This window comes from Cereibacter azotoformans, assembly GCF_021391315.1.
GTDB lineage: Bacteria > Pseudomonadota > Alphaproteobacteria > Rhodobacterales > Rhodobacteraceae > Cereibacter_A > Cereibacter_A azotoformans.
In genome coordinates this window covers 2,093,938-2,111,036 of the sequence record NZ_CP090021.1, presented here as the reverse complement: position 1 = coordinate 2,111,036, position 17,099 = coordinate 2,093,938, and the positions used below count along the sequence as shown (strand labels likewise).

The following is a 17,099-nucleotide window of genomic DNA, read 5'->3' as shown; positions in this document are numbered from 1 at the left end:
CTATAAGGCGAGGCGAGGCGGAAGGGAAGGGAGGAACGCGGCCCCCGCCGCCGCGCCCTCGGCCCCTCAGCCCGCGAAGGTGCGCAGTGCCACGAAGACCGCCCCCGACAGCAGCGCCGTCGCCGGCACGGTGACAACCCACGCCGCGCCGATGGTGAGGAAATGCGCCCGCCGCACCAGCTTGCGGCGCTTGCGTTCGTCGGGCGGCAGCGGCTTGCCCTTGATCAGCCCGAGGGCCCGGCTGCGACGTTCGGCCTGCCATTCGCGGTAGAAGCCCACGCCGAAGATGCCGCCCACCGCGATGTGGGTCGAGGACACGGGCAGCCCCAACCCCGACGCCACGATGACAGTGATCGCAGCCGAGAGGGCCACGCAATAGGCCCGCATCGGGTTCAGCTTGGTGATCTCGGACCCGACCATGCGGATCAGCTTCGGCCCGAAGAGCACGAGGCCGAAGGAGATGCCGCCCGCGCCGATGATCATGACCCAGAGCGGGATCGCCACCCTGGCCGCCGTGTCGCCGTTCGAGACCGCATGGACGATGGCCGCCAGCGGGCCCACCGCGTTGGCCACGTCGTTGGCGCCATGGGCAAAGGACAGCAGGGCCGCCGACACCACCAGCGGCAGTCCGAACAGCTTCTTGAGCGATTTCTTGCGGTTCTCCATCCCCTCGGACTGGCGCCGCACCAGCGGCCGGGTGAGGAAAACCGTCGCCACGCCGATCGCGAGGCCGATCATCACCGCCGCCGGAAGCTGCACCTCCATGACCTTCCGCAGCCCCTTGAGCGCCAGATAGGTCGCAAAGGCGGCCGCCATCACCCCGATCAGCAGCGGCACCCACAGGCGGGCGGCCGCGATCTTGTCCTCGGCGTCGAGCAGCCGGTTCTTGATGAAGGCGAGGAAGAGCGCCGCAAAGACGCCGCCGAGGACGGGAGAGATCACCCAGCTCGCGGCGATCTGGCCCATCACCGGCCAGTTCACCGCCGACATGCCGGCGGCCATGATCCCCGCCCCCATGACGCCGCCCACGATCGAATGGGTCGTCGAGACCGGCGCGCCGATGGCGGTCGCGATGTTGAGCCAGACCGCCGCCGCGATCAGCGCGGCCATCATGGCCCAGACGAAGATCCCCGCCTCGGCGACCGAGGCCGGATCCACGATCCCGCCCGAGATGGTGCTCACCACATCGCCGCCCGCGATCAGCGCGCCCGCCGTCTCGAAGATGGCGGCGATGGCGAGCGCCCCGGTCAACGTCAGGGCATTGGCACCGACCGCGGGGCCCATGTTGTTGGCCACGTCGTTGGCGCCGATGTTGATCGCCATGTAGGCGCCGAAGGCCGCGGCCGCGACGATCACCAGCGAGTTGGGCGTCCCTCCGGTGATCAGCGAGGCCGCCACGCCCGCCACCACGATGAAGACGAGCGCGACCCCGATCGAGATCAGGGGGCGGCCGACGAACTGGCCGGCCTCCTCGAGCTGGACGATCCGCTTCAGGTCCTTGTCGAGTGTCTTCCACTGGTTGATCGAGGGGCTCGCGCCGTCGGGCGTCGTATCGGCAGGACGGGTCGGTGGGAGGGTCATTCCAGGCCTGTCATGTGAGTTTTGCGCGGTGGAGGTATCGTTTTGCGCTTCTTCGGGCAATGTGATTCCGCCCGGTGGCGCGCGGCGCCATCCGGTTGCGACGTCGTGTGCGCGGCTTTGTTCCCGTCAGCTTCTCTGCAGCTTGACCGGCTCGGTCCGGCCCAACCTCAGGAAATGGGCCATGAAAGGCTTGGTCGCATCCTCGGCCCGCGTCGCGGCATAGAGGCGTTTGGTCACCGTCTGCGGCCCCAGCGGGCGGGTCACATAATCGGCATGGCTGCGGATGTCGCGCAGCACCCAGTCGGGCAGCACGGCCACTCCGCGATTCGAGGCCACCAGCATCAGGATCACGGCCGTCAGCTCGACCTGCCGGGTTCCGCGCGGCTCGACCTTGGCCGGTGTCAGCACCTCGGTGAAGACATCGAGCTTGTCGCGCGAGACGGGGTAGGTGATCAGCATCTGGTCGCGGAAATCCTCGGCCGAGATGAAATCCCTTTGCGCCAACGGGTTGGAGGACGCGGCGACGAAGGTCGGGTGGTAGTCGAAGAGCGGATTGAAGACCATGCCCTCGACCGTCACCGGATCCGAGGAGATCACGAGGTCCACCTCCTCGCGCATCAGCGCGGGCAGGGCCTCGAAGGCGAGGCCCGCCCGGATGTCCACGTCGATCTCGGGCCAGGCGTGGCGGAACAGCTCCAGCACGGGAAACAGCCACTCGAAACATGCATGGCATTCAATGGCGATATGCAGCCGCCCCGTGCGCCCCGAGCGGAGCGCGCGGAACTCGTCTTCCAGCGCGTCGATCTCGGGCAGGATGCGCTCGGCCAGCCGCAGCATCCGCACGCCGGCGGCCGACAGCTTCAAGGGCTTGGAACGGCGCACGAAAAGCTCGATCCCGGCCTGGTCCTCCAGCCCCTTGACCTGATGCGACAGGGCCGACTGGGTCATGTTCAGCATGTCGGCCGCGCGCGCCAGACCCCCCGCCTGATGGATCGCGCGGATGGTGCGCAGGTGGCGGAGTTCGAGGTGCATGTTACAATTCGCCTCATATTGATCTTGAGCATTATGAATTTGTCTCACATGGCCGATGCTGCCACAAGAGAGGCAAGGAACAGGAGACAGTCCCATGGCCAGACCGCGCATCTCGTTCGAGTTCTTCCCGCCGCAGACGCTCGAGGCGTCCTTCCGGCTGTGGGAGACGGCGCAGATGCTGGCGCCGCTGAAGCCCGACTTCGTGTCGGTGACCTACGGCGCGGGCGGCACCACGCGCAAGCTGACCCATGATGCGGTCGAGACGATCCACAACCACTACAAGCTGAACGTGGCCGCGCACCTGACCTGCGTCGATGCGACGAAGGCCGAGACGCTCGAGATCGCGAATTCCTACGCCGAGGCCGGCGTGACCGAGATCGTGGCGCTCCGGGGTGACGCGCCCAAGGGGGCCGAGCGGTTCACGCCGCATCCCGAGGGCTTTGCCAATTCCATCGAGCTGGTCGAGGCGCTGGCCGCCACCGGCAAGTTCAAGCTCCATGTCGGCGCCTACCCCGAGCCGCATCCCGACTCGGCCGACACGCTGGCCGATGTGCGCTGGCTCAAGCGCAAGATCGAGGCGGGCGCGAGTTCGGCCATCACCCAATTCTTCTTCGAGGCCGATACCTTCCTGCGCTTCCGCGATCTCTGCGTGAAGGAGGGGATCCGCGCCCCGATCATTCCCGGCATCCTGCCGATCGAGAACTGGTCAGGGGTGAAGAAGTTCGCCGCCCGCTGCGGGGCGCAGGTGCCGGGCTGGCTCGACGAGGCCTTCGCCAACGCCAAGCGGGACGACCGGGAAGAGCTGTTCTCGGTGGCGCTTTGCACCGAGCTGTGCGACCGGCTGCTGTCGGAAGGGGTGGAGGATCTGCACTTCTACACGCTGAACCGCCCGACCCTGACGCGCGAGGTCTGCCACGCGCTCGGCATCCTGCCCGAGGTGGCCCTGCAGAACGTGGCCTAATCGGCCGGCAGCGTAGGGAAGGACGCCCGGGGAGCTCCCGGGCGCCGTCGTTTCAGGCGCGCGAGAGCACCATCCAGGGCCGGACCTGCTCAAGCCCGCGGGTCACCAGCGCGGCGGCGACGGCCTTGATCAGGTCGCCCGCCAGGAAGGGCGTCAGCAGAAGCGCGGCCTCGGGCAGCGTCTTGCCCAGTTTCCAGGCCATGCCCACCACGCCAAAGCCGTAAAGCACCACGATCCCGCCGAGGATGCTGCCGGCCAGCGCCGACCATGTCACCGGGGCGCGCCATTTCTCGACCACGAGGCCGGTCACGAAGGCCGCCACCGGGAAGCCCACGACAAAGCCCGCCGTCGGGCCCGCCAGCACGCCGATCCCGCCACGGCCGCCCGACAGAAGCGGCAGCCCGAGGAACACCAGCACCAGGAACAGCAGCACCGCAAGGGCGCCCTTGCGCGCGCCGAGAACGGCGCCGCAGAGCATCACGCCCAGCGATTGCGCGGTGATCGGCACGCCCGACATGAGCGTGATCTGCGGCACGAGGCCGAGCACGGCGATCAGCGCCGCGAAAAGCGCCACATAGGCGACGTTGCGTTCCATGAAGTCCTTCTCCCTACAATCCGCCCCGGGCGCGCAGCGCCTCTGCCACCTGTTCGGCATCGTCGAGCGCCCCAAGGGCCAGCGGAACGACGATCCTCCAGGTGGGGCGTCGCGCGCTTCGTGCCCGCCAGGCTTCAATGAGCCGCTCTGCACGCGCAAGTAGCACCGGCGTGAAGCGGATGACAAGCGCGATGGAAACGGCCAGCAGGTGCGGCTCGAGTCCGAGGCGACGCAGCGGCCGGGCGAGCCGCTCGAGCACGGCGATCATCGCGTCGAGCCGTGTCGTCATGGTCACCAGATTGGCCAGCGCCACCGCGATCAGAAGCTTCACTCCGATGCCGGCGCCGCGCTCGATCTCGCCCGTCCAGCCGTGCCAGAGCGCGAGGATGAGCAGAAACGGCCAGAGCGGCCGCAGCATCCTGAGCCCGTGGCGCGCAAACTCGAGCCCCTGTGCCGCATAGAGCGCGAGTGTGCCCGCCAATGCCGCCCCCAGCGCCGGCAGCCCCTCGAGCGGGGCGAGGGCCACCGCAGCCAGCGCCAGCGCCCCGAGCTTCAGCCCCGCGGGCAGGCGGTGCAGGCGGGTCTCAACCGGCGAGGTCAGCGTCAGCATCGAGGCCCCCCAGATGCTCCATCTCGGCCCGGAAGGCCGAAGCCACCTCGGGCGCGGGTCCATCCGCCCGTACCCGGCCCTGTTCCAGCCAGATCACCCGGTCATGGTCTGCGACCGCGGCCGGATCGTGCGAGATCGTCACGAGGCGCTGGGGCAGCGCGGCCAGCCTGCGCGACAGGCGGATCTGCGTCGGAAGGTCGAGGCCCGAGAAGGGCTCGTCGAGCAGGATGGTGCGCGGCGCCATCGCCAGCACCGACAGCAGGCAGAGAAACTGCTTCTGGCCCTGCGACAGGGTGGCGACCGACGCCGCCGCCCAATGGGCGCGCCCGTGGGCGGCCAGCAGGTCGCGCGCCGCCCGGCGCGCCTCGGCGGCGCTGCGTCCCATCTGCTTCAGGCCGAACGCGAGCTCCTCCTCGACGGTGGGAAAGATGATCTGGTGCTCGGGGTTCTGGAAGAGGATGCCGATCGCCCCCAGCATCGCCCGCCGGTCCGAGGCGGGCTCGATCCCCTCGACCGTCACCCGGCCATCGGTCGGCGCCACCAGCCCGGCCATCAGGCGCAGGAGCGTCGTCTTGCCCGAGCCGTTGGGTCCGAGGATGCCGATCCGCCGCTCGGTCAGATGCAACGAGATCCCCGACAGAATCGTGCGCCCGCCAGCCGCGTAGGTGGCGCGATCGAGGCGGATGCCCATGTCCGAAGGCGAGGAGGCGTGCTGCATTCCGGCCTCTTAGCCGCGCCGGGCACGGCTGTCAAGCGGCAGCGCCACGCGATCTGAGGCATTCACCTGTCGTTAATCATTCGTCGCCATTGTCCGACGCTGGTCCATCCGAGGCAACCATGCGGCCACAGGCACAGAATCCCTCCTTTCCCGACCGCGAGCGCGTGGACCGGCTGCGGCTGATCCGCTCGCGCCGGGTGGGGCCCGCGACATGGCGGCGCCTGATGGCCGAGCATGGCAGCGCCACCCAGGCGCTCGAGGCGCTGCCCGGCATCGCGTCCGCGGCCGGGATCGAGCGGTACGAGGTCTGCCCGGTTCCCGTCGCGCTGAAGGAGATGGCCGCCGGACGCGCGCAGGGGGCCGCAATGATCTGCCTCGACGATCCGGCCTATCCCGCCGCGCTGGCCCAGATCGCCGATGCGCCGCCGATCCTCTGGCTGCAGGGAGACGCCGCGCTTCTCGCGCGGCCGATGGTCGCGCTGGTGGGGGCGCGCAACGCCTCGAGCCTCGGGCTCAGGATGGCGCGCAAGCTGGCGGCGGCGCTGGGCGAGGCGGGTTATGTGGTCGTCTCGGGCCTCGCCCGCGGGATCGACGCCGAGGCGCATGAGGCCGCCCTCGACCGTGGCACGGTCGCGGTTCAGGCGGGCGGGGTGGATGTGATCTATCCTTTGGAAAATGCGGCGCTGGCCGGCCGTATCGCCGCCGCCGGCTGCCGGATCTCCGAGCAGCCGATGGGGCTCGTGCCGCAGGCCCGCCATTTCCCGCAGCGCAACCGCATCGTCTCGGGGCTGGCGCAGGCGGTGGTGGTGGTCGAGGCCGCGGCCCGCTCGGGCAGCCTCATCACCGCAAGGGAGGCGCTCGAGCAGGGGCGCGAGGTGCTGGCGGTTCCCGGACACCCGTTCGATCCGCGGGCGGCCGGCGGCAACCAGCTCATCCGAGAGGGTGCGACCCTCGTGCGCCATGCGGCCGATGTGATCGAGGCCATCGGCACCCTTCGGGCCGCCGCGCCTTCCGATCCGCAGCCCGATCCGCCGCGGCGCCCGCTTTGCGATGTGGCGCCTGTCCACAGCCTGATCTTCGACCGGCTCGGCCCCGTTCCCGTGCCCGAGGATCAGCTGATCCGCGACCTGTCGCTGCCCGCGGGGCGCGTCGCGCAGGAGCTGGTGGCGCTCGAACTCGAGGGTCGCATCCAGCGCTATCCGGGGGGCCTCGTGTCCCGTCCGGCATGATCGGCCACCTCGGTCGCCCCCGAGCCGCGCATTGACATTGGCGCGTGATCCCCCACATGGTTCCGCGCCAATCCGCAGAGAGGGTTCCATGGCTGTCGTCGTCGTCGAAAGCCCGGCCAAGGCCAAGACTATCAACAAATACCTGGGCTCCGACTATACGGTTCTGGCCTCTTACGGGCATGTCCGCGACCTGCCGGCCAAGGATGGATCGGTCGATCCCGAGCATGAGTTTGCCATGACCTGGGAGGTTGCGGCCGACTCGAAGAAACACGTCCGCGCGATCGCCGAGGCGCTGAAGACCGATGACACGCTGATCCTCGCCACCGACCCCGACCGCGAGGGCGAGGCGATCTCGTGGCACCTGCAGGAGGCGCTGGCCTCGTCGCTGAAGAAGGGCAAGACCGTCAGCCGGGTGACCTTCAACGCGATCACCAAGGCCGCGGTGACCGAGGCGATGAAGGCGCCGCGGCAGGTCGATACGGCGCTGGTCGAGGCCTATCTCGCCCGCCGTGCGCTGGATTATCTGGTGGGCTTCACGCTGTCCCCGGTGCTCTGGCGCAAGCTGCCGGGGGCGAAATCGGCGGGGCGGGTGCAGTCGGTCTGCCTGCGCCTGATCGTCGAGCGCGAGATGGAGATCGAGGCCTTCCGTGCCCGCGAGTTCTGGACCGTCTCGGCCGTGCTCGTCACCCCGCGCGGGCAGGAGTTCGAGGCGCGTCTGACCGGTCTGGGCGGCAAGAAGCTCGACAAGTTCGACCTGCCCACCGCCGAGGCCGCGGAACTGGCGGTGCAGGCCGTGACCTCACGGCCCCTCAAGGTCGCCTCCATCGAGGCCAAGCCCGCCAGCCGCAACCCGTCCGCGCCCTTCATGACCTCGACCCTGCAGCAGGAGGCGAGTCGCAAGTTCGGCATGGGCGCGAAACAGTGCATGTCGGCGGCGCAACGGCTCTATGAGGCCGGCCACATCACCTACATGCGGACGGACGGCATCGACATGGCGCCCGAGGCCGTCATGGCCGCGCGCGACGAGATCAAGCGGCGGTTCGGGGCGGACTATGTCCCCGACAGCCCCCGCATGTACAAGAACAAGGCCAAGAACGCGCAGGAAGCCCACGAGTGCATCCGGCCCACCGACATGTCGGCCTCGCCCGAGAAGCTGGGTCTGACCGACGCCGACCAGCGCAAGCTTTACGAACTGATCTGGAAGCGGACGCTGGCCAGCCAGATGGCGGCCGCCCGGCTGGAGCGGACCACGGTCGAGATTGCCTCGGCGGACGGGCAGGTGGGGCTGCGCGCGACGGGGCAGGTGGTGCTCTTCGACGGCTTCCTCAAGGTCTATGAGGAAGGCCGCGACGACCGCGGCGAGGGCGACGAGGACGAGGGCCGCCTGCCGCAGATCATGGCAAACGAGGCGGTGGACAAGAAGTCCATCACGCCCGAGCAGCACCACACCCAGCCGCCGCCGCGTTATACCGAGGCGACACTGGTCAAGCGGATGGAGGAACTCGGCATCGGCCGGCCCTCGACCTATGCCAGCATCGTCTCGACGATCCAGGACCGGGAGTATGTGCGGAAGGACAAGAACCGGCTGATTCCCGAGGACAAGGGGCGGCTGGTGACAGCCTTCCTTGCGAACTTCTTCCGCAAATATGTCGAATACGATTTCACCGCCGATCTGGAAGGCGAGCTTGACGACGTCTCGGCCGGCGAGCGGAACTACAAGGAAGTGCTGGCGCGGTTCTGGCGCGATTTCTCGGCGGCGGTGGCGGAAACGGCCGATCTGCGTATCGGCGAGGTGCTCGACAAGCTCGACGATTTCCTCGCGCCCCATCTCTACCCGCCGCGGCCCGACGGGTCCGATCCCCGGATCTGCCCGACCTGCGGCTCGGGGCGTCTGCATCTGAAGACGGCGCGGGGCGGCGGGGCCTTCATCGGCTGCGGGAACTACCCGGAATGTCGCTACACGCGGCCGATCTCGGTCACGGGCGATGAGGACAACGCGATCTCGCCCGATGGCAAGCTCCTTGGTCATGACGAGGATGGCCAGCCGATCACGCTGCGCTCGGGCCGGTTTGGTCCTTATGTGCAGAGGGGCGAGGCGACGGCCGAGGTGCCGAAGCCGCCGCGGGCCAGCCTGCCCAAGGGCTGGGCGCCGGACTCGGTCGATCTCGAGCGGGCGCTGATGCTGCTGAACCTGCCTCGGCTGGTCGGGCAGCACCCCGAGGACGGTCAGCCGGTCGAGGCTGCGATCGGCCGCTACGGACCTTACGTCAAGCACGGCTCGACCTATGCGAATCTGCCCGATGTCGAGGACGTCTTCACCATCGGCATGAACCGCGCCGTCGAGGTTCTGGCGCAGAAGGCCGCCGGCCGGCGCGGTGCCTCGGCCCCGGCGCAGCCGATCAAGGAGTTGGGAGAGCATCCCGACGGCGGAGTTCTGGCCGTGATGCCGGGGCGTTACGGGCCTTACGTCAAGTGGGGCAAGGTGAACGCGACCCTGCCGAAGGGGGTCGAGCCCGAGGCGATCACCCTTGAGGAGGCTCTTGCGCTGGTGGCCGAGAAGGCGGGCAAGGCGCCGAAGAAGAAGGCACCCGCCCGGAAGGCCGCCAAGGCCGAGGGAGAGCCGAAGAAGGCCACCAAGGCCGAGGGCGAGGCGAAGAAGGCCGCGCCGAAGAAGGCCGCGGCCAAGAAGGCGGCCCCGAAGGCCTCTGGGAGGAAGAAGACGGCGCCGGACACCGACGCCGCCTGATCAGACCGTTCCGCGCGGATCGATCAGACGGCCCATGACCGAAGCCGGGCGGATGGTGCCGATCACCGATCCGCCCTCGGTCACGGCAAGCTCGTTCGCGCCGTCGCGCAGCTTCTCCATCACCGTCCGCACCGTGGCGTCGGCGCCGACGCTCTGGCCCGCGGCGGAGGGCCCGGCCTCCATCACGTCGCGCGCGGTCAGCACGCCCAGCGGGTTCATGTGGGCCACGAAATCGGCGACGTAATCCGAGACCGGGTTGGCGATGATCTCGCGCGCGGTGCCGCACTGGACGATCCGCCCGCCCTCCATCAGCGCGATGCGGTTGCCGATCTTGAAGGCCTCGTCGAGGTCGTGGCTGACGAAGATGATGGTGCGCCGCAACTTGCGCTGAAGGTCCAGAAGCTCGTCCTGCAGGCGCGAGCGGATCAGCGGGTCGAGCGCGGAGAAGGGCTCGTCCATCAGCAGGATCGGCGCCTGGGTCACGAAGGCGCGGGCGAGGCCCACCCGCTGCTGCATCCCCCCTGACAGCTCGCCCACCTTGCGGTCGGCCCAGGCCGAGAGGTTGACCAGCGTCAACTGCTCGTCCACCAGCGCCCGCCGGTCCCGCGCGGACATTCCCGCCATCTCGAGACCCAGCCCCACATTGTCGCGCACCGTCCGCCAGGGCAGGAGGCCGAACTGCTGGAAGACCATCGCGATATGGCTGAGGCGGAGCCGGCGCAGGTCGGCGGGGGTGGCGTTCGTCACCGACATCATCCGGTCGCCGTCCGACACCCGCACCTCGCCCCGCACCACCGGGTTGAGCCCGTTCACGCCGCGCAGCAGCGTGGACTTGCCCGAGCCGGAGAGGCCCATCAGCACGAGGATCTCGCCCTCGGCCACGCTCAGCGAGCAGTCGTGCACGCCCAGCACCTGTCCGGTCTCGGCCTGCACTTCGGCCCGGCTCCTGCCCCGGTCCATCAGCGGCAGGGCGCGTTGGGGATCGTCTCCGAAGACAATGGAGACCCGGTCGAATTCCACGGCGGTCATTTGCGCGTGACCCTCAGCATGCGGTCGAGAATGATCGCCACCACGACGATGATGAAGCCTGACTCGAAGCCGAGCGCGGTGTTGACGGTGTTGAGCGCGCGCACCACCGGCACGCCAAGGCCGTTCGCCCCCACCAGCGCCGCGATCACCACCATCGACAGCGACAGCATGATGGTCTGGTTGAGGCCGGTCATGATCTGCGGAAACGCCCAGGGCAGTTCGACCTTCCAGAGCCTCTGGCGCGGAGTGGCGCCAAAGGCCGTCGCGGCTTCCTTGAGGGCGAGGGGGGTGGAGGAGACGCCGAGATGCGTCAGCCGGATCGGGGCGGGCAGCACGAAGATCACGGTGGCGATCAGGCCCGGCACCATGCCCAGGCCGAAGAAGACGATGGCCGGGATGAGATAGACGAAGGTCGGCAGCGTCTGCATCAGGTCGAGGATCGGGCTCATGACCTGGTAGAGGCGCGGCCGGTGCGCCGCGGCGATCCCGAGCGGCACTCCGATCGCCATGCAGGTGACGCAGGCGAGCAGGATGAGCGTGAGGCTCTGCATCGTCTCGCGCCAGTAGCCCTGGTTCAGGATGAAGGCGAAGCCCACCACCACCAGGGCCGCCACGCGCCAGCTGCGCTGGAGATACCAGGCGAGGCCCGCCAGGATCGCGATGATCAGGAGCGGAGGCGAGGCCCCGAGCACGCCCAGTATCGCGTCGATCACCGCCTGCATCATGCGGCTGATCAGGTCGAAGAACGGCCCGCCGTTCGCGTTGAGCCAGTCGAACATCATCTTCGACCAGCGGCCGACTGGCAACTTGTGGTCGGTCAGCCAATCCAGCATGCGCACCCCGTCTGTTGTGGATCGATCCGAGGCGGGGCTTCGGGCGGGTCGGGGCGATCTGCCCGGACGGCCGAAGCCCCGGAAGCCGCGCCCCGGGGGCTGATCCCTGCGGAACGCGGCCGGAGGCGCAGCCTCAGAGGCCGAGGGTCTGCTTCACCACCGGAAGGCCTTCCTGGCCGTCGGTCGTGGTCACGCCCGCGAGCCACGGGTCGATCGTGTCCGGGTTGGCCTTCAGCCATTCGAGCACGGCCGCGTCGGGCTCCATCCCGTCGTCGAGGATCTTGCCCATGATCTCGTTTTCCATGGGCAGGCTGAACTTCTGCTGCGACAGCAGTTTGGTCACGTTGGGGCATTCCTCCTTGAAGCCCTTGCGCGCCACGGTCTTGACCACGCCTTCCTCGCCGAAGAAGTCCTCGCCGCCCGGCAGGTATTTCAGCGAGAAGGTGGCGTTCATCGGGTGCGGCTCCCAGCCGAGGAAGACCACGCCCTTTTCCTGCGGGTAGAAGCGGGCGACCTGCGCCAGCATCCCCTGCTCGGAACTCTGGACGACCTCGAAGCCCTCGAGCGGGTTGCCGGCTTCGGTCAGGCTGAGGAGATATTCGTTTCCCTCGTTGCCGGGCTCGATCCCATAGACCTTGCCATCCAGCTCGTCCTTGAAGCTGGCGATGTCGGCATAGGTCTTCAGGCCCTTGTCGTAGAGGTAGGTGGGCACGGCGAGCGTGTATTTCGTGCCCTCGAGGTTGATCGTGATCTCCTCGATCGTGCCCTTCTCGAGATAGGGGCCGATCGCCCCCTCCTGCGCCGGCAGCCAGGTGCCGAGGAACACATCCACGTCGCCCTTGTCCATCGAGGCATAGGTGACCGGCACGCCGAGGATGTCCACCTCGACCTCGTAGCCCAGGGCCTCGAGGATCTGGCGGGTGGCCGAGGTGGTCACGGTGATGTCGGTCCAGCCGACATCGGAGAAGGTCACCTCGCGGCACTGGTCCTGGGCGAGCGCAGGTCCCGCAAGGGCCAGGGTGGAGGCGGCGGCCAGCAGGGCCTGTCGGATGGGCGTCATGGTGTCTCCCCGTTTTTTGTTGATTGACGAGTCAATAAACTTCACGATAGCTCCCGGCTTGGCAACCACAAAATCAGGTGTCCTTCACATGCCGAAACTCGGGATGGAGCCTATCCGAAAGGCCGCGCTCGTCAAAGCCACGATCGCCGAGATCGGCCGGGCAGGTTCTCTCGATGTGACGGTGAGTCAGATCGCTCGACAGGCCGGCATGTCTTCCGCGCTGGCGCATCACTATTTCGGTGGGAAGGAAGCCCTTTTCCTTGCGGCGATGAGTCACGTCCTGTCGCTCTATGGGGCCGAGGTCCGCGGCGCGCTGAAGGGGGTTCGCACGCCCGAGGCGCGGATCACCGCGATCCTGCAGGCCTCGTTCTCGCCCACCAATTTCCGCCGCGAGGTGGTGGGGGCCTGGCTGAATTTCTATGTGCTGGCCCAGACGGTGCCCGAGGCCCGGAGGCTTCTCGGGATCTATCAGCGCCGGCTGCGGTCGAATCTGCTTGTGGGGTTGCGGCCCTTGGCCGGGGCGCAGGCGGGCGAGCTGGCCGACGGGCTCGGCGCCCTGATTGACGGCCTCTATCTGCGCGAGGTGCTGAAGGACGGCCCGCCCGATGGCGCGGCCGCCGTCGCCTGTGCCCGCGCCTATCTGAAATCCCATCTGAAGGAACCGACCCCGTGAGAGCCCAGCCCGCCGCCAGCCATTTCGTTGACGGCCGCCCGCTCGAGGATGCGGCCGGCGCGCCGATCCCCGTGATCCACCCGGCCAATGGCGAGGAGATCGCGCGCCTGCACGAGGCCACGCCCGCCGTGATCGAGGCGGCGCTGGCGTCCGGCGCGCGGGCGCAGAAGGACTGGGCCGCGCTGCGCCCCGTCGAGAGGGCCCGCATCCTGCGCCGTGCCTCGGACCTGATCCGCGCGCGCAACGAGGAGCTGAGCATCCTCGAGACGCTCGACACCGGCAAGCCGCTGCAGGAGACCCTGGTGGCGGACTGGCCCTCGGGCGCGGACGCGCTGGAGTTCTTTGCGGGCCTCGCGCCCGCGGTGACGGGCGAGACGGTCCCGCTGGGGCAGGATTTCGTCTATACAATCCGCGAGCCGCTGGGTCTCTGCGTGGGCATCGGGGCCTGGAACTACCCCAGCCAGATCGCCTGCTGGAAGGCGGCGCCGGCGCTGGCCCTCGGCAATGCGATGGTGTTCAAGCCGTCCGAGGTGACGCCGCTCGGCGCGCTGAAGCTGGCCGAGATCCTGATCGAGGCGGGCCTGCCGCCGGGGCTGTTCAACGTGGTGCAGGGGCGCGGCGCGGTGGGCGCTGCGCTGGTGAGCGACAGCCGGGTGGCCAAGGTCTCGCTGACGGGCTCGGTGCCTACGGGCCGGCGCGTCTATGCCGCCGCGGCCGAGGGCGTGCGCCATGTCACGATGGAACTGGGCGGCAAGTCGCCGCTGATCGTCTTTGACGACGCCGATCTCGAAAGCGCCATCGGCGCGGCGATGCTGGGCAACTTCTATTCGTCGGGCCAGATCTGCTCGAACGGGACGCGGGTCTTCGTGCAGAGGGGCCTCAAGGAGGCGTTCCTTGCGCGTCTGGCCGAGCGCGCCGATGCGATCCGCATGGGCGATCCGCTGGACCCCGAGGTGCAGATGGGCCCGCTGGTGTCGCAGGCGCAGCTCGAGAAGGTGCTGGGCTATATCGAGAAGGCCCGCGCCGAGGGGGGGCGGCTGGTCTGCGGCGGCGAAGCCTCGGTCAGCCCGGGCTGCTACGTCCAGCCCACGGTCTTTGCCGATGTGACGGACACCATGACCCTCGCGCGCGAGGAGGTCTTCGGGCCGGTGATGGCGGTCCTCGACTTCGAGACCGAGGAGGAGGTGATCGCGCGGGCGAACGCCACCGACTTCGGGCTTGCCGCCGGGGTCTTCACGGCCGATCTCACGCGGGCGCACCGGGTGGTGGCGCAGCTGCAGGCCGGGACCTGCTGGATCAACGCCTACAACCTGACGCCGGTCGAGGCGCCCTTCGGCGGGGTCAAGATGTCGGGCGTGGGCCGCGAGAACGGCCGCGCGGCCGTCGAGCACTACACGCAGGTGAAGTCGGTCTATGTCGGCATGGGGCCGGTGGACGCCCCCTACTGAGGAACCGCGATGTTCGATTATGTGATCGTGGGTGCCGGCTCGGCCGGCTGTGCCATGGCCTACCGGCTGGGCGAGGCGGGCCGTTCGGTGCTGGTCATCGAGCATGGGGGGACCGATGCCGGCCCCTTCATCCAGATGCCGGCGGCGCTCTCCTATCCGATGAACATGGGGATCTACGACTGGGGCCTGAAGACCGAGCCCGAGCCGCATCTGGGGGGGCGGGTGCTGGCCACGCCGCGCGGTAAGGTGATCGGGGGCTCGTCCTCGATCAACGGCATGGTCTATGTCCGCGGCCATGCGCGCGACTTCGACCACTGGGCCGAGGCGGGGGCTGCGGGCTGGGGCTTTGCCGATGTGCTGCCCTATTTCAAGCGGATGGAGAACTGGCACGTTCCGGGCGACGTGGACTGGCGCGGCCATGACGGGCCGCTGCATGTGACGCGGGGGCCACGTTCGAACCCGCTGTTCAACGCCTTCATCGAGGCGGGCCGGCAGGCCGGCTATCCGGTCACCGAAGACTACAACGGCGCCGCGCAGGAGGGCTTCGGCCCGATGGAGGCCACGATCTGGCAGGGCCGGCGCTGGTCGGCGGCCAACGCCTATCTCAAGCCCGCCATGAAGCGGTTCGGCGTCAAGGTCACGCGCGCGCTCGCACTGCGCGTGGTGATCGAGGAGGGCCGGGCGGTCGGCGTCGAGGTTCAGCGCCGCGGTCGGCGCGAGGTGATCCGGGCGGGGCGCGAGGTGATCCTCGCCGCCTCCTCGATCAACACGCCGAAACTGCTGATGCTGTCGGGCATAGGGCCGGCCGCGCATCTGGCCGAGCATGGGCTGCCCGTGGTGGCCGACCGGCTGGGCGTGGGCCGGAACCTCCAGGATCATCTGGAGGTCTACATGCAATACGCAAGCCTCCTGCCGGTCACGCTCTTCAAGCACTGGAACCTGCGCGGCAAGGTGATGGTCGGCGCGCAGTGGCTGTTTACGGGGCGCGGCCTTGGCGCCTCGAACCAGTTCGAGGCCTGCGCCTTCATCCGCTCCAGGCCCGGGGTGGATTATCCCGACATCCAGTATCACTTCCTGCCGATCGCCGTGCGCTATGACGGCAAGGCCGCGGCCGAGGGGCACGGTTTTCAGGTCCATGTCGGACCGATGCGCTCGCCCTCGCGCGGGTCGGTCACGCTGCGGTCGGCCGATCCCGAGGCCGCCCCGGTAATCCGCTTCAACTACATGTCCACGCCCGAGGACTGGGACGACTTCCGCCGCTGCATCCGCCTCACGCGCGAGATCTTCGGGCAGGAGGCCTTCCGCCCCTTCGTGAAGGGCGAGATCCAGCCCGGGCCGGCCTGCCAGTCCGATGACGAGATCGACGCCTTCATCCGCGAGCATGTCGAGAGCGCCTACCACCCGTGCGGCACGGCGCGGATGGGGCGGGCGGACGATCCGATGGCGGTGGTCGATCCCGAATGCCGGGTGATCGGCGTGGCGGGGCTGCGCGTGGCCGACAGTTCGATCTTCCCGCGGGTGACGAACGGAAACCTGAACGCCCCCTCGATGATGGTGGGCGAGAAGGCGGCGGACCATGTGCTCGGCCGGACGCCGCTGGCGCCCTTGAACCACGAGCCCGTGGTGAACCCGAACTGGCGCGTGGCGCAGAGGTGAAGTTGAGGTTTTCAACGTTCCTTAGCTCTTCCTTAATCCTTTCTTAACCCTTCCTTAACTTCCGGCTTGCCTTTCGGCGCCCGAGCGTCGAAGCCTGCCGGCATGTTAAGACTTTGTTCGCTTCTCGTTCTGCTCGCCCTGATGCCGTCCGCCGGGGCCGCTGCGGCCCTCGAGGGACCCGCGCGCGTCATCGACGGAGACACGCTGGAAATCGAGGGCGTCCGCGTGCGCCTGTTCGGAATCGACGCGCCCGAGCGCAACCAGACCTGCGGCGAGCGCGATCTCCTGTGGTCCTGCGGGGAATGGGCGACCGAGCGGCTCGAGCTGTTGCTGGGCGGCGGGCAGGTCCGCTGCACCGGGGCCGAACGCGATCGCTACGGGCGGCTTCTCGCCACCTGCGAGGTGGATGGGCAGGATGTCGGCGCGCGCATGGTGCGGTCGGGTGCGGCGCTCGCCTACCGGCGCTATTCCATGCGCTATGTCGGCGAGGAGGGGCGGGCGCAGGCGGAGGGGACGGGCGTCTGGTCCGGGCCGATGCAGCGCCCCGAGGATTATCGCCACAGTCCGCCGGCGCCGCCTCCGCCGGGCGAGTGCGCGATCAAGGGCAATGTCTCGAAGAACGGCCGGATCTACCATCTGCCGGCGCAGGCGGATTACGATCGCACCGTCATATCCGGCCCCGAGGAACGGTGGTTCTGCAGCGCGCGCGAGGCCGAGTCGGCGGGCTTTCGCCCGGCGCGCCGCTGACATTGATGCGCGTCAAGGCGCGAAAAGAATCTCCGGGCTAGCTTTTCCTTAACGAAACCAAGAGGGAGCACGGCATGATCCACACCCCGCACGAGCTGATGGCGGATCTTCCGGACGTGACCGGGACGAGCGGCACCCTCAGGAAATCCGACCCGCATTTTGCGCGTCTTGTCTGGAATGA

15 protein-coding genes are annotated in these 17,099 nt (G+C 68.7%); 7 read left to right on the top strand and 8 right to left on the bottom strand.

The features are described 5' to 3' along the window. Positions 1 to 66: 66 nt before the first annotated feature. Both LV780_RS10540 and LV780_RS10535 read right to left on the bottom strand, forming a co-directional pair. A complete protein-coding gene (locus LV780_RS10540) occupies positions 67 to 1,581 on the bottom strand; it encodes an inorganic phosphate transporter (RefSeq protein WP_011909283.1) in 1,515 nt (504 codons plus the stop codon). Between the two features lie 126 nt (positions 1,582 to 1,707). Next, complete coding sequence (locus LV780_RS10535; protein ID WP_011909282.1) at positions 1,708 to 2,613, bottom strand: LysR family transcriptional regulator; 906 nt, start codon at positions 2,611 to 2,613, stop codon at positions 1,708 to 1,710. A gap of 94 nt (positions 2,614 to 2,707) precedes the next feature. Between LV780_RS10535 and metF the strand changes: the two genes are divergently transcribed. Continuing rightward, positions 2,708 to 3,574, top strand: coding sequence for a methylenetetrahydrofolate reductase [NAD(P)H] (gene metF / locus LV780_RS10530; RefSeq protein WP_108220327.1), 867 nt, complete (start codon positions 2,708 to 2,710; stop codon positions 3,572 to 3,574). A gap of 52 nt (positions 3,575 to 3,626) precedes the next feature. On the opposite strand, the gene LV780_RS10525 is transcribed toward metF, so the two are convergent. The 3 genes from LV780_RS10525 to LV780_RS10515 are packed head-to-tail and all read right to left on the bottom strand — an operon-like array spanning position 3,627 to position 5,497. After that, the gene (locus tag LV780_RS10525) at positions 3,627 to 4,169 is read right to left on the bottom strand and encodes a biotin transporter BioY (RefSeq protein ID WP_011909280.1); all 543 of its coding nucleotides are present in this window, start codon (positions 4,167 to 4,169) and stop codon (positions 3,627 to 3,629) included. Between the two features lie 13 nt (positions 4,170 to 4,182). Continuing rightward, the gene (locus LV780_RS10520) at positions 4,183 to 4,779 is read right to left on the bottom strand and encodes an energy-coupling factor transporter transmembrane component T family protein (protein ID WP_044248244.1); all 597 of its coding nucleotides are present in this window, start codon (positions 4,777 to 4,779) and stop codon (positions 4,183 to 4,185) included. Then, on the bottom strand, positions 4,754 to 5,497 hold the full coding sequence (locus LV780_RS10515) for an energy-coupling factor ABC transporter ATP-binding protein (RefSeq protein WP_108220328.1): 744 nt from the start codon (positions 5,495 to 5,497) through the stop codon (positions 4,754 to 4,756). The genes LV780_RS10520 and LV780_RS10515 overlap by 26 nt, the downstream gene beginning before the upstream one ends. A 119-nt stretch (positions 5,498 to 5,616) precedes the next feature. On the opposite strand from LV780_RS10515, the gene dprA reads away from it, so the two are divergent. Continuing rightward, the gene (gene dprA, locus LV780_RS10510) at positions 5,617 to 6,726 is read left to right on the top strand and encodes a DNA-processing protein DprA (protein WP_108220329.1); all 1,110 of its coding nucleotides are present in this window, start codon (positions 5,617 to 5,619) and stop codon (positions 6,724 to 6,726) included. An 88-nt stretch (positions 6,727 to 6,814) separates the two neighbouring features. Further along, positions 6,815 to 9,472: a type I DNA topoisomerase gene (gene topA / locus LV780_RS10505; protein ID WP_108220330.1), complete on the top strand. Its 2,658-nt coding sequence runs from the start codon at positions 6,815 to 6,817 to the stop codon at positions 9,470 to 9,472. Here topA and choV read toward each other — a convergent pair whose 3' ends face one another. The 3 genes from choV to choX form a co-directional block, all read right to left on the bottom strand. Beyond that, positions 9,473 to 10,501 (bottom strand): choline ABC transporter ATP-binding protein, encoded by a 1,029-nt coding sequence (gene choV, locus LV780_RS10500; RefSeq protein ID WP_011909275.1) that lies wholly within the window; start codon positions 10,499 to 10,501, stop codon positions 9,473 to 9,475. Next, the gene (choW, locus tag LV780_RS10495; RefSeq protein ID WP_108220331.1) at positions 10,498 to 11,334 is read right to left on the bottom strand and encodes a choline ABC transporter permease subunit; all 837 of its coding nucleotides are present in this window, start codon (positions 11,332 to 11,334) and stop codon (positions 10,498 to 10,500) included. Before choW ends, choV begins: the two co-directional genes overlap by 4 nt. A 133-nt stretch (positions 11,335 to 11,467) precedes the next feature. Next, positions 11,468 to 12,394 (bottom strand): choline ABC transporter substrate-binding protein, encoded by a 927-nt coding sequence (choX, locus tag LV780_RS10490; RefSeq protein ID WP_108220332.1) that lies wholly within the window; start codon positions 12,392 to 12,394, stop codon positions 11,468 to 11,470. 88 nt (positions 12,395 to 12,482) lie between these two features. Here choX and betI point away from each other — a divergent pair, with 88 nt between their 5' ends. The 4 genes from betI to LV780_RS10470 all read left to right on the top strand — a co-directional run bounded on the left by betI (position 12,483) and on the right by LV780_RS10470 (position 16,918). Beyond that, the gene (gene betI / locus LV780_RS10485) at positions 12,483 to 13,067 is read left to right on the top strand and encodes a transcriptional regulator BetI (RefSeq protein ID WP_101341295.1); all 585 of its coding nucleotides are present in this window, start codon (positions 12,483 to 12,485) and stop codon (positions 13,065 to 13,067) included. Next, on the top strand, positions 13,064 to 14,515 hold the full coding sequence (betB, locus tag LV780_RS10480) for a betaine-aldehyde dehydrogenase (RefSeq protein ID WP_108220333.1): 1,452 nt from the start codon (positions 13,064 to 13,066) through the stop codon (positions 14,513 to 14,515). The genes betI and betB overlap by 4 nt, the downstream gene beginning before the upstream one ends. Before the next feature lie 9 nt (positions 14,516 to 14,524). Next, positions 14,525 to 16,171 carry a choline dehydrogenase gene (betA, locus tag LV780_RS10475; RefSeq protein WP_117345017.1) on the top strand — a complete coding sequence of 549 codons (1,647 nt, stop codon included), beginning with the start codon at positions 14,525 to 14,527 and terminating at the stop codon, positions 16,169 to 16,171. A 102-nt stretch (positions 16,172 to 16,273) separates the two neighbouring features. After that, entirely contained in the window at positions 16,274 to 16,918 is a 645-nt protein-coding gene (locus LV780_RS10470; RefSeq protein WP_117345016.1) for a thermonuclease family protein, read from the top strand. The last annotated feature ends 181 nt before the right edge of the window (positions 16,919 to 17,099 follow it).

Excerpts from the sequence above, each read along its gene's own strand:
- LV780_RS10535 (WP_011909282.1), bottom strand. The coding sequence starts at position 2,613 with ATGCACCTCGAACTCCGCCACCTGCGCACCATCCGCGCGATCCATCAG.
- betI (WP_101341295.1), top strand. The coding sequence starts at position 12,483 with ATGCCGAAACTCGGGATGGAGCCTATCCGAAAGGCCGCGCTCGTCAAA.
- dprA (WP_108220329.1), top strand. The coding sequence starts at position 5,617 with ATGCGGCCACAGGCACAGAATCCCTCCTTTCCCGACCGCGAGCGCGTG.
- choV (WP_011909275.1), bottom strand. The coding sequence starts at position 10,501 with ATGACCGCCGTGGAATTCGACCGGGTCTCCATTGTCTTCGGAGACGAT.
- choW (WP_108220331.1), bottom strand. The coding sequence starts at position 11,334 with ATGCTGGATTGGCTGACCGACCACAAGTTGCCAGTCGGCCGCTGGTCG.
- LV780_RS10540 (WP_011909283.1), bottom strand. The coding sequence starts at position 1,581 with ATGACCCTCCCACCGACCCGTCCTGCCGATACGACGCCCGACGGCGCG.
- LV780_RS10520 (WP_044248244.1), bottom strand. The coding sequence starts at position 4,779 with ATGCTGACGCTGACCTCGCCGGTTGAGACCCGCCTGCACCGCCTGCCC.
- LV780_RS10525 (WP_011909280.1), bottom strand. The coding sequence starts at position 4,169 with ATGGAACGCAACGTCGCCTATGTGGCGCTTTTCGCGGCGCTGATCGCC.
- LV780_RS10470 (WP_117345016.1), top strand. The coding sequence starts at position 16,274 with ATGTTAAGACTTTGTTCGCTTCTCGTTCTGCTCGCCCTGATGCCGTCC.
- LV780_RS10515 (WP_108220328.1), bottom strand. The coding sequence starts at position 5,497 with ATGCAGCACGCCTCCTCGCCTTCGGACATGGGCATCCGCCTCGATCGC.
- metF (WP_108220327.1), top strand. The coding sequence starts at position 2,708 with ATGGCCAGACCGCGCATCTCGTTCGAGTTCTTCCCGCCGCAGACGCTC.
- betA (WP_117345017.1), top strand. The coding sequence starts at position 14,525 with ATGTTCGATTATGTGATCGTGGGTGCCGGCTCGGCCGGCTGTGCCATG.
- choX (WP_108220332.1), bottom strand. The coding sequence starts at position 12,394 with ATGACGCCCATCCGACAGGCCCTGCTGGCCGCCGCCTCCACCCTGGCC.
- topA (WP_108220330.1), top strand. The coding sequence starts at position 6,815 with ATGGCTGTCGTCGTCGTCGAAAGCCCGGCCAAGGCCAAGACTATCAAC.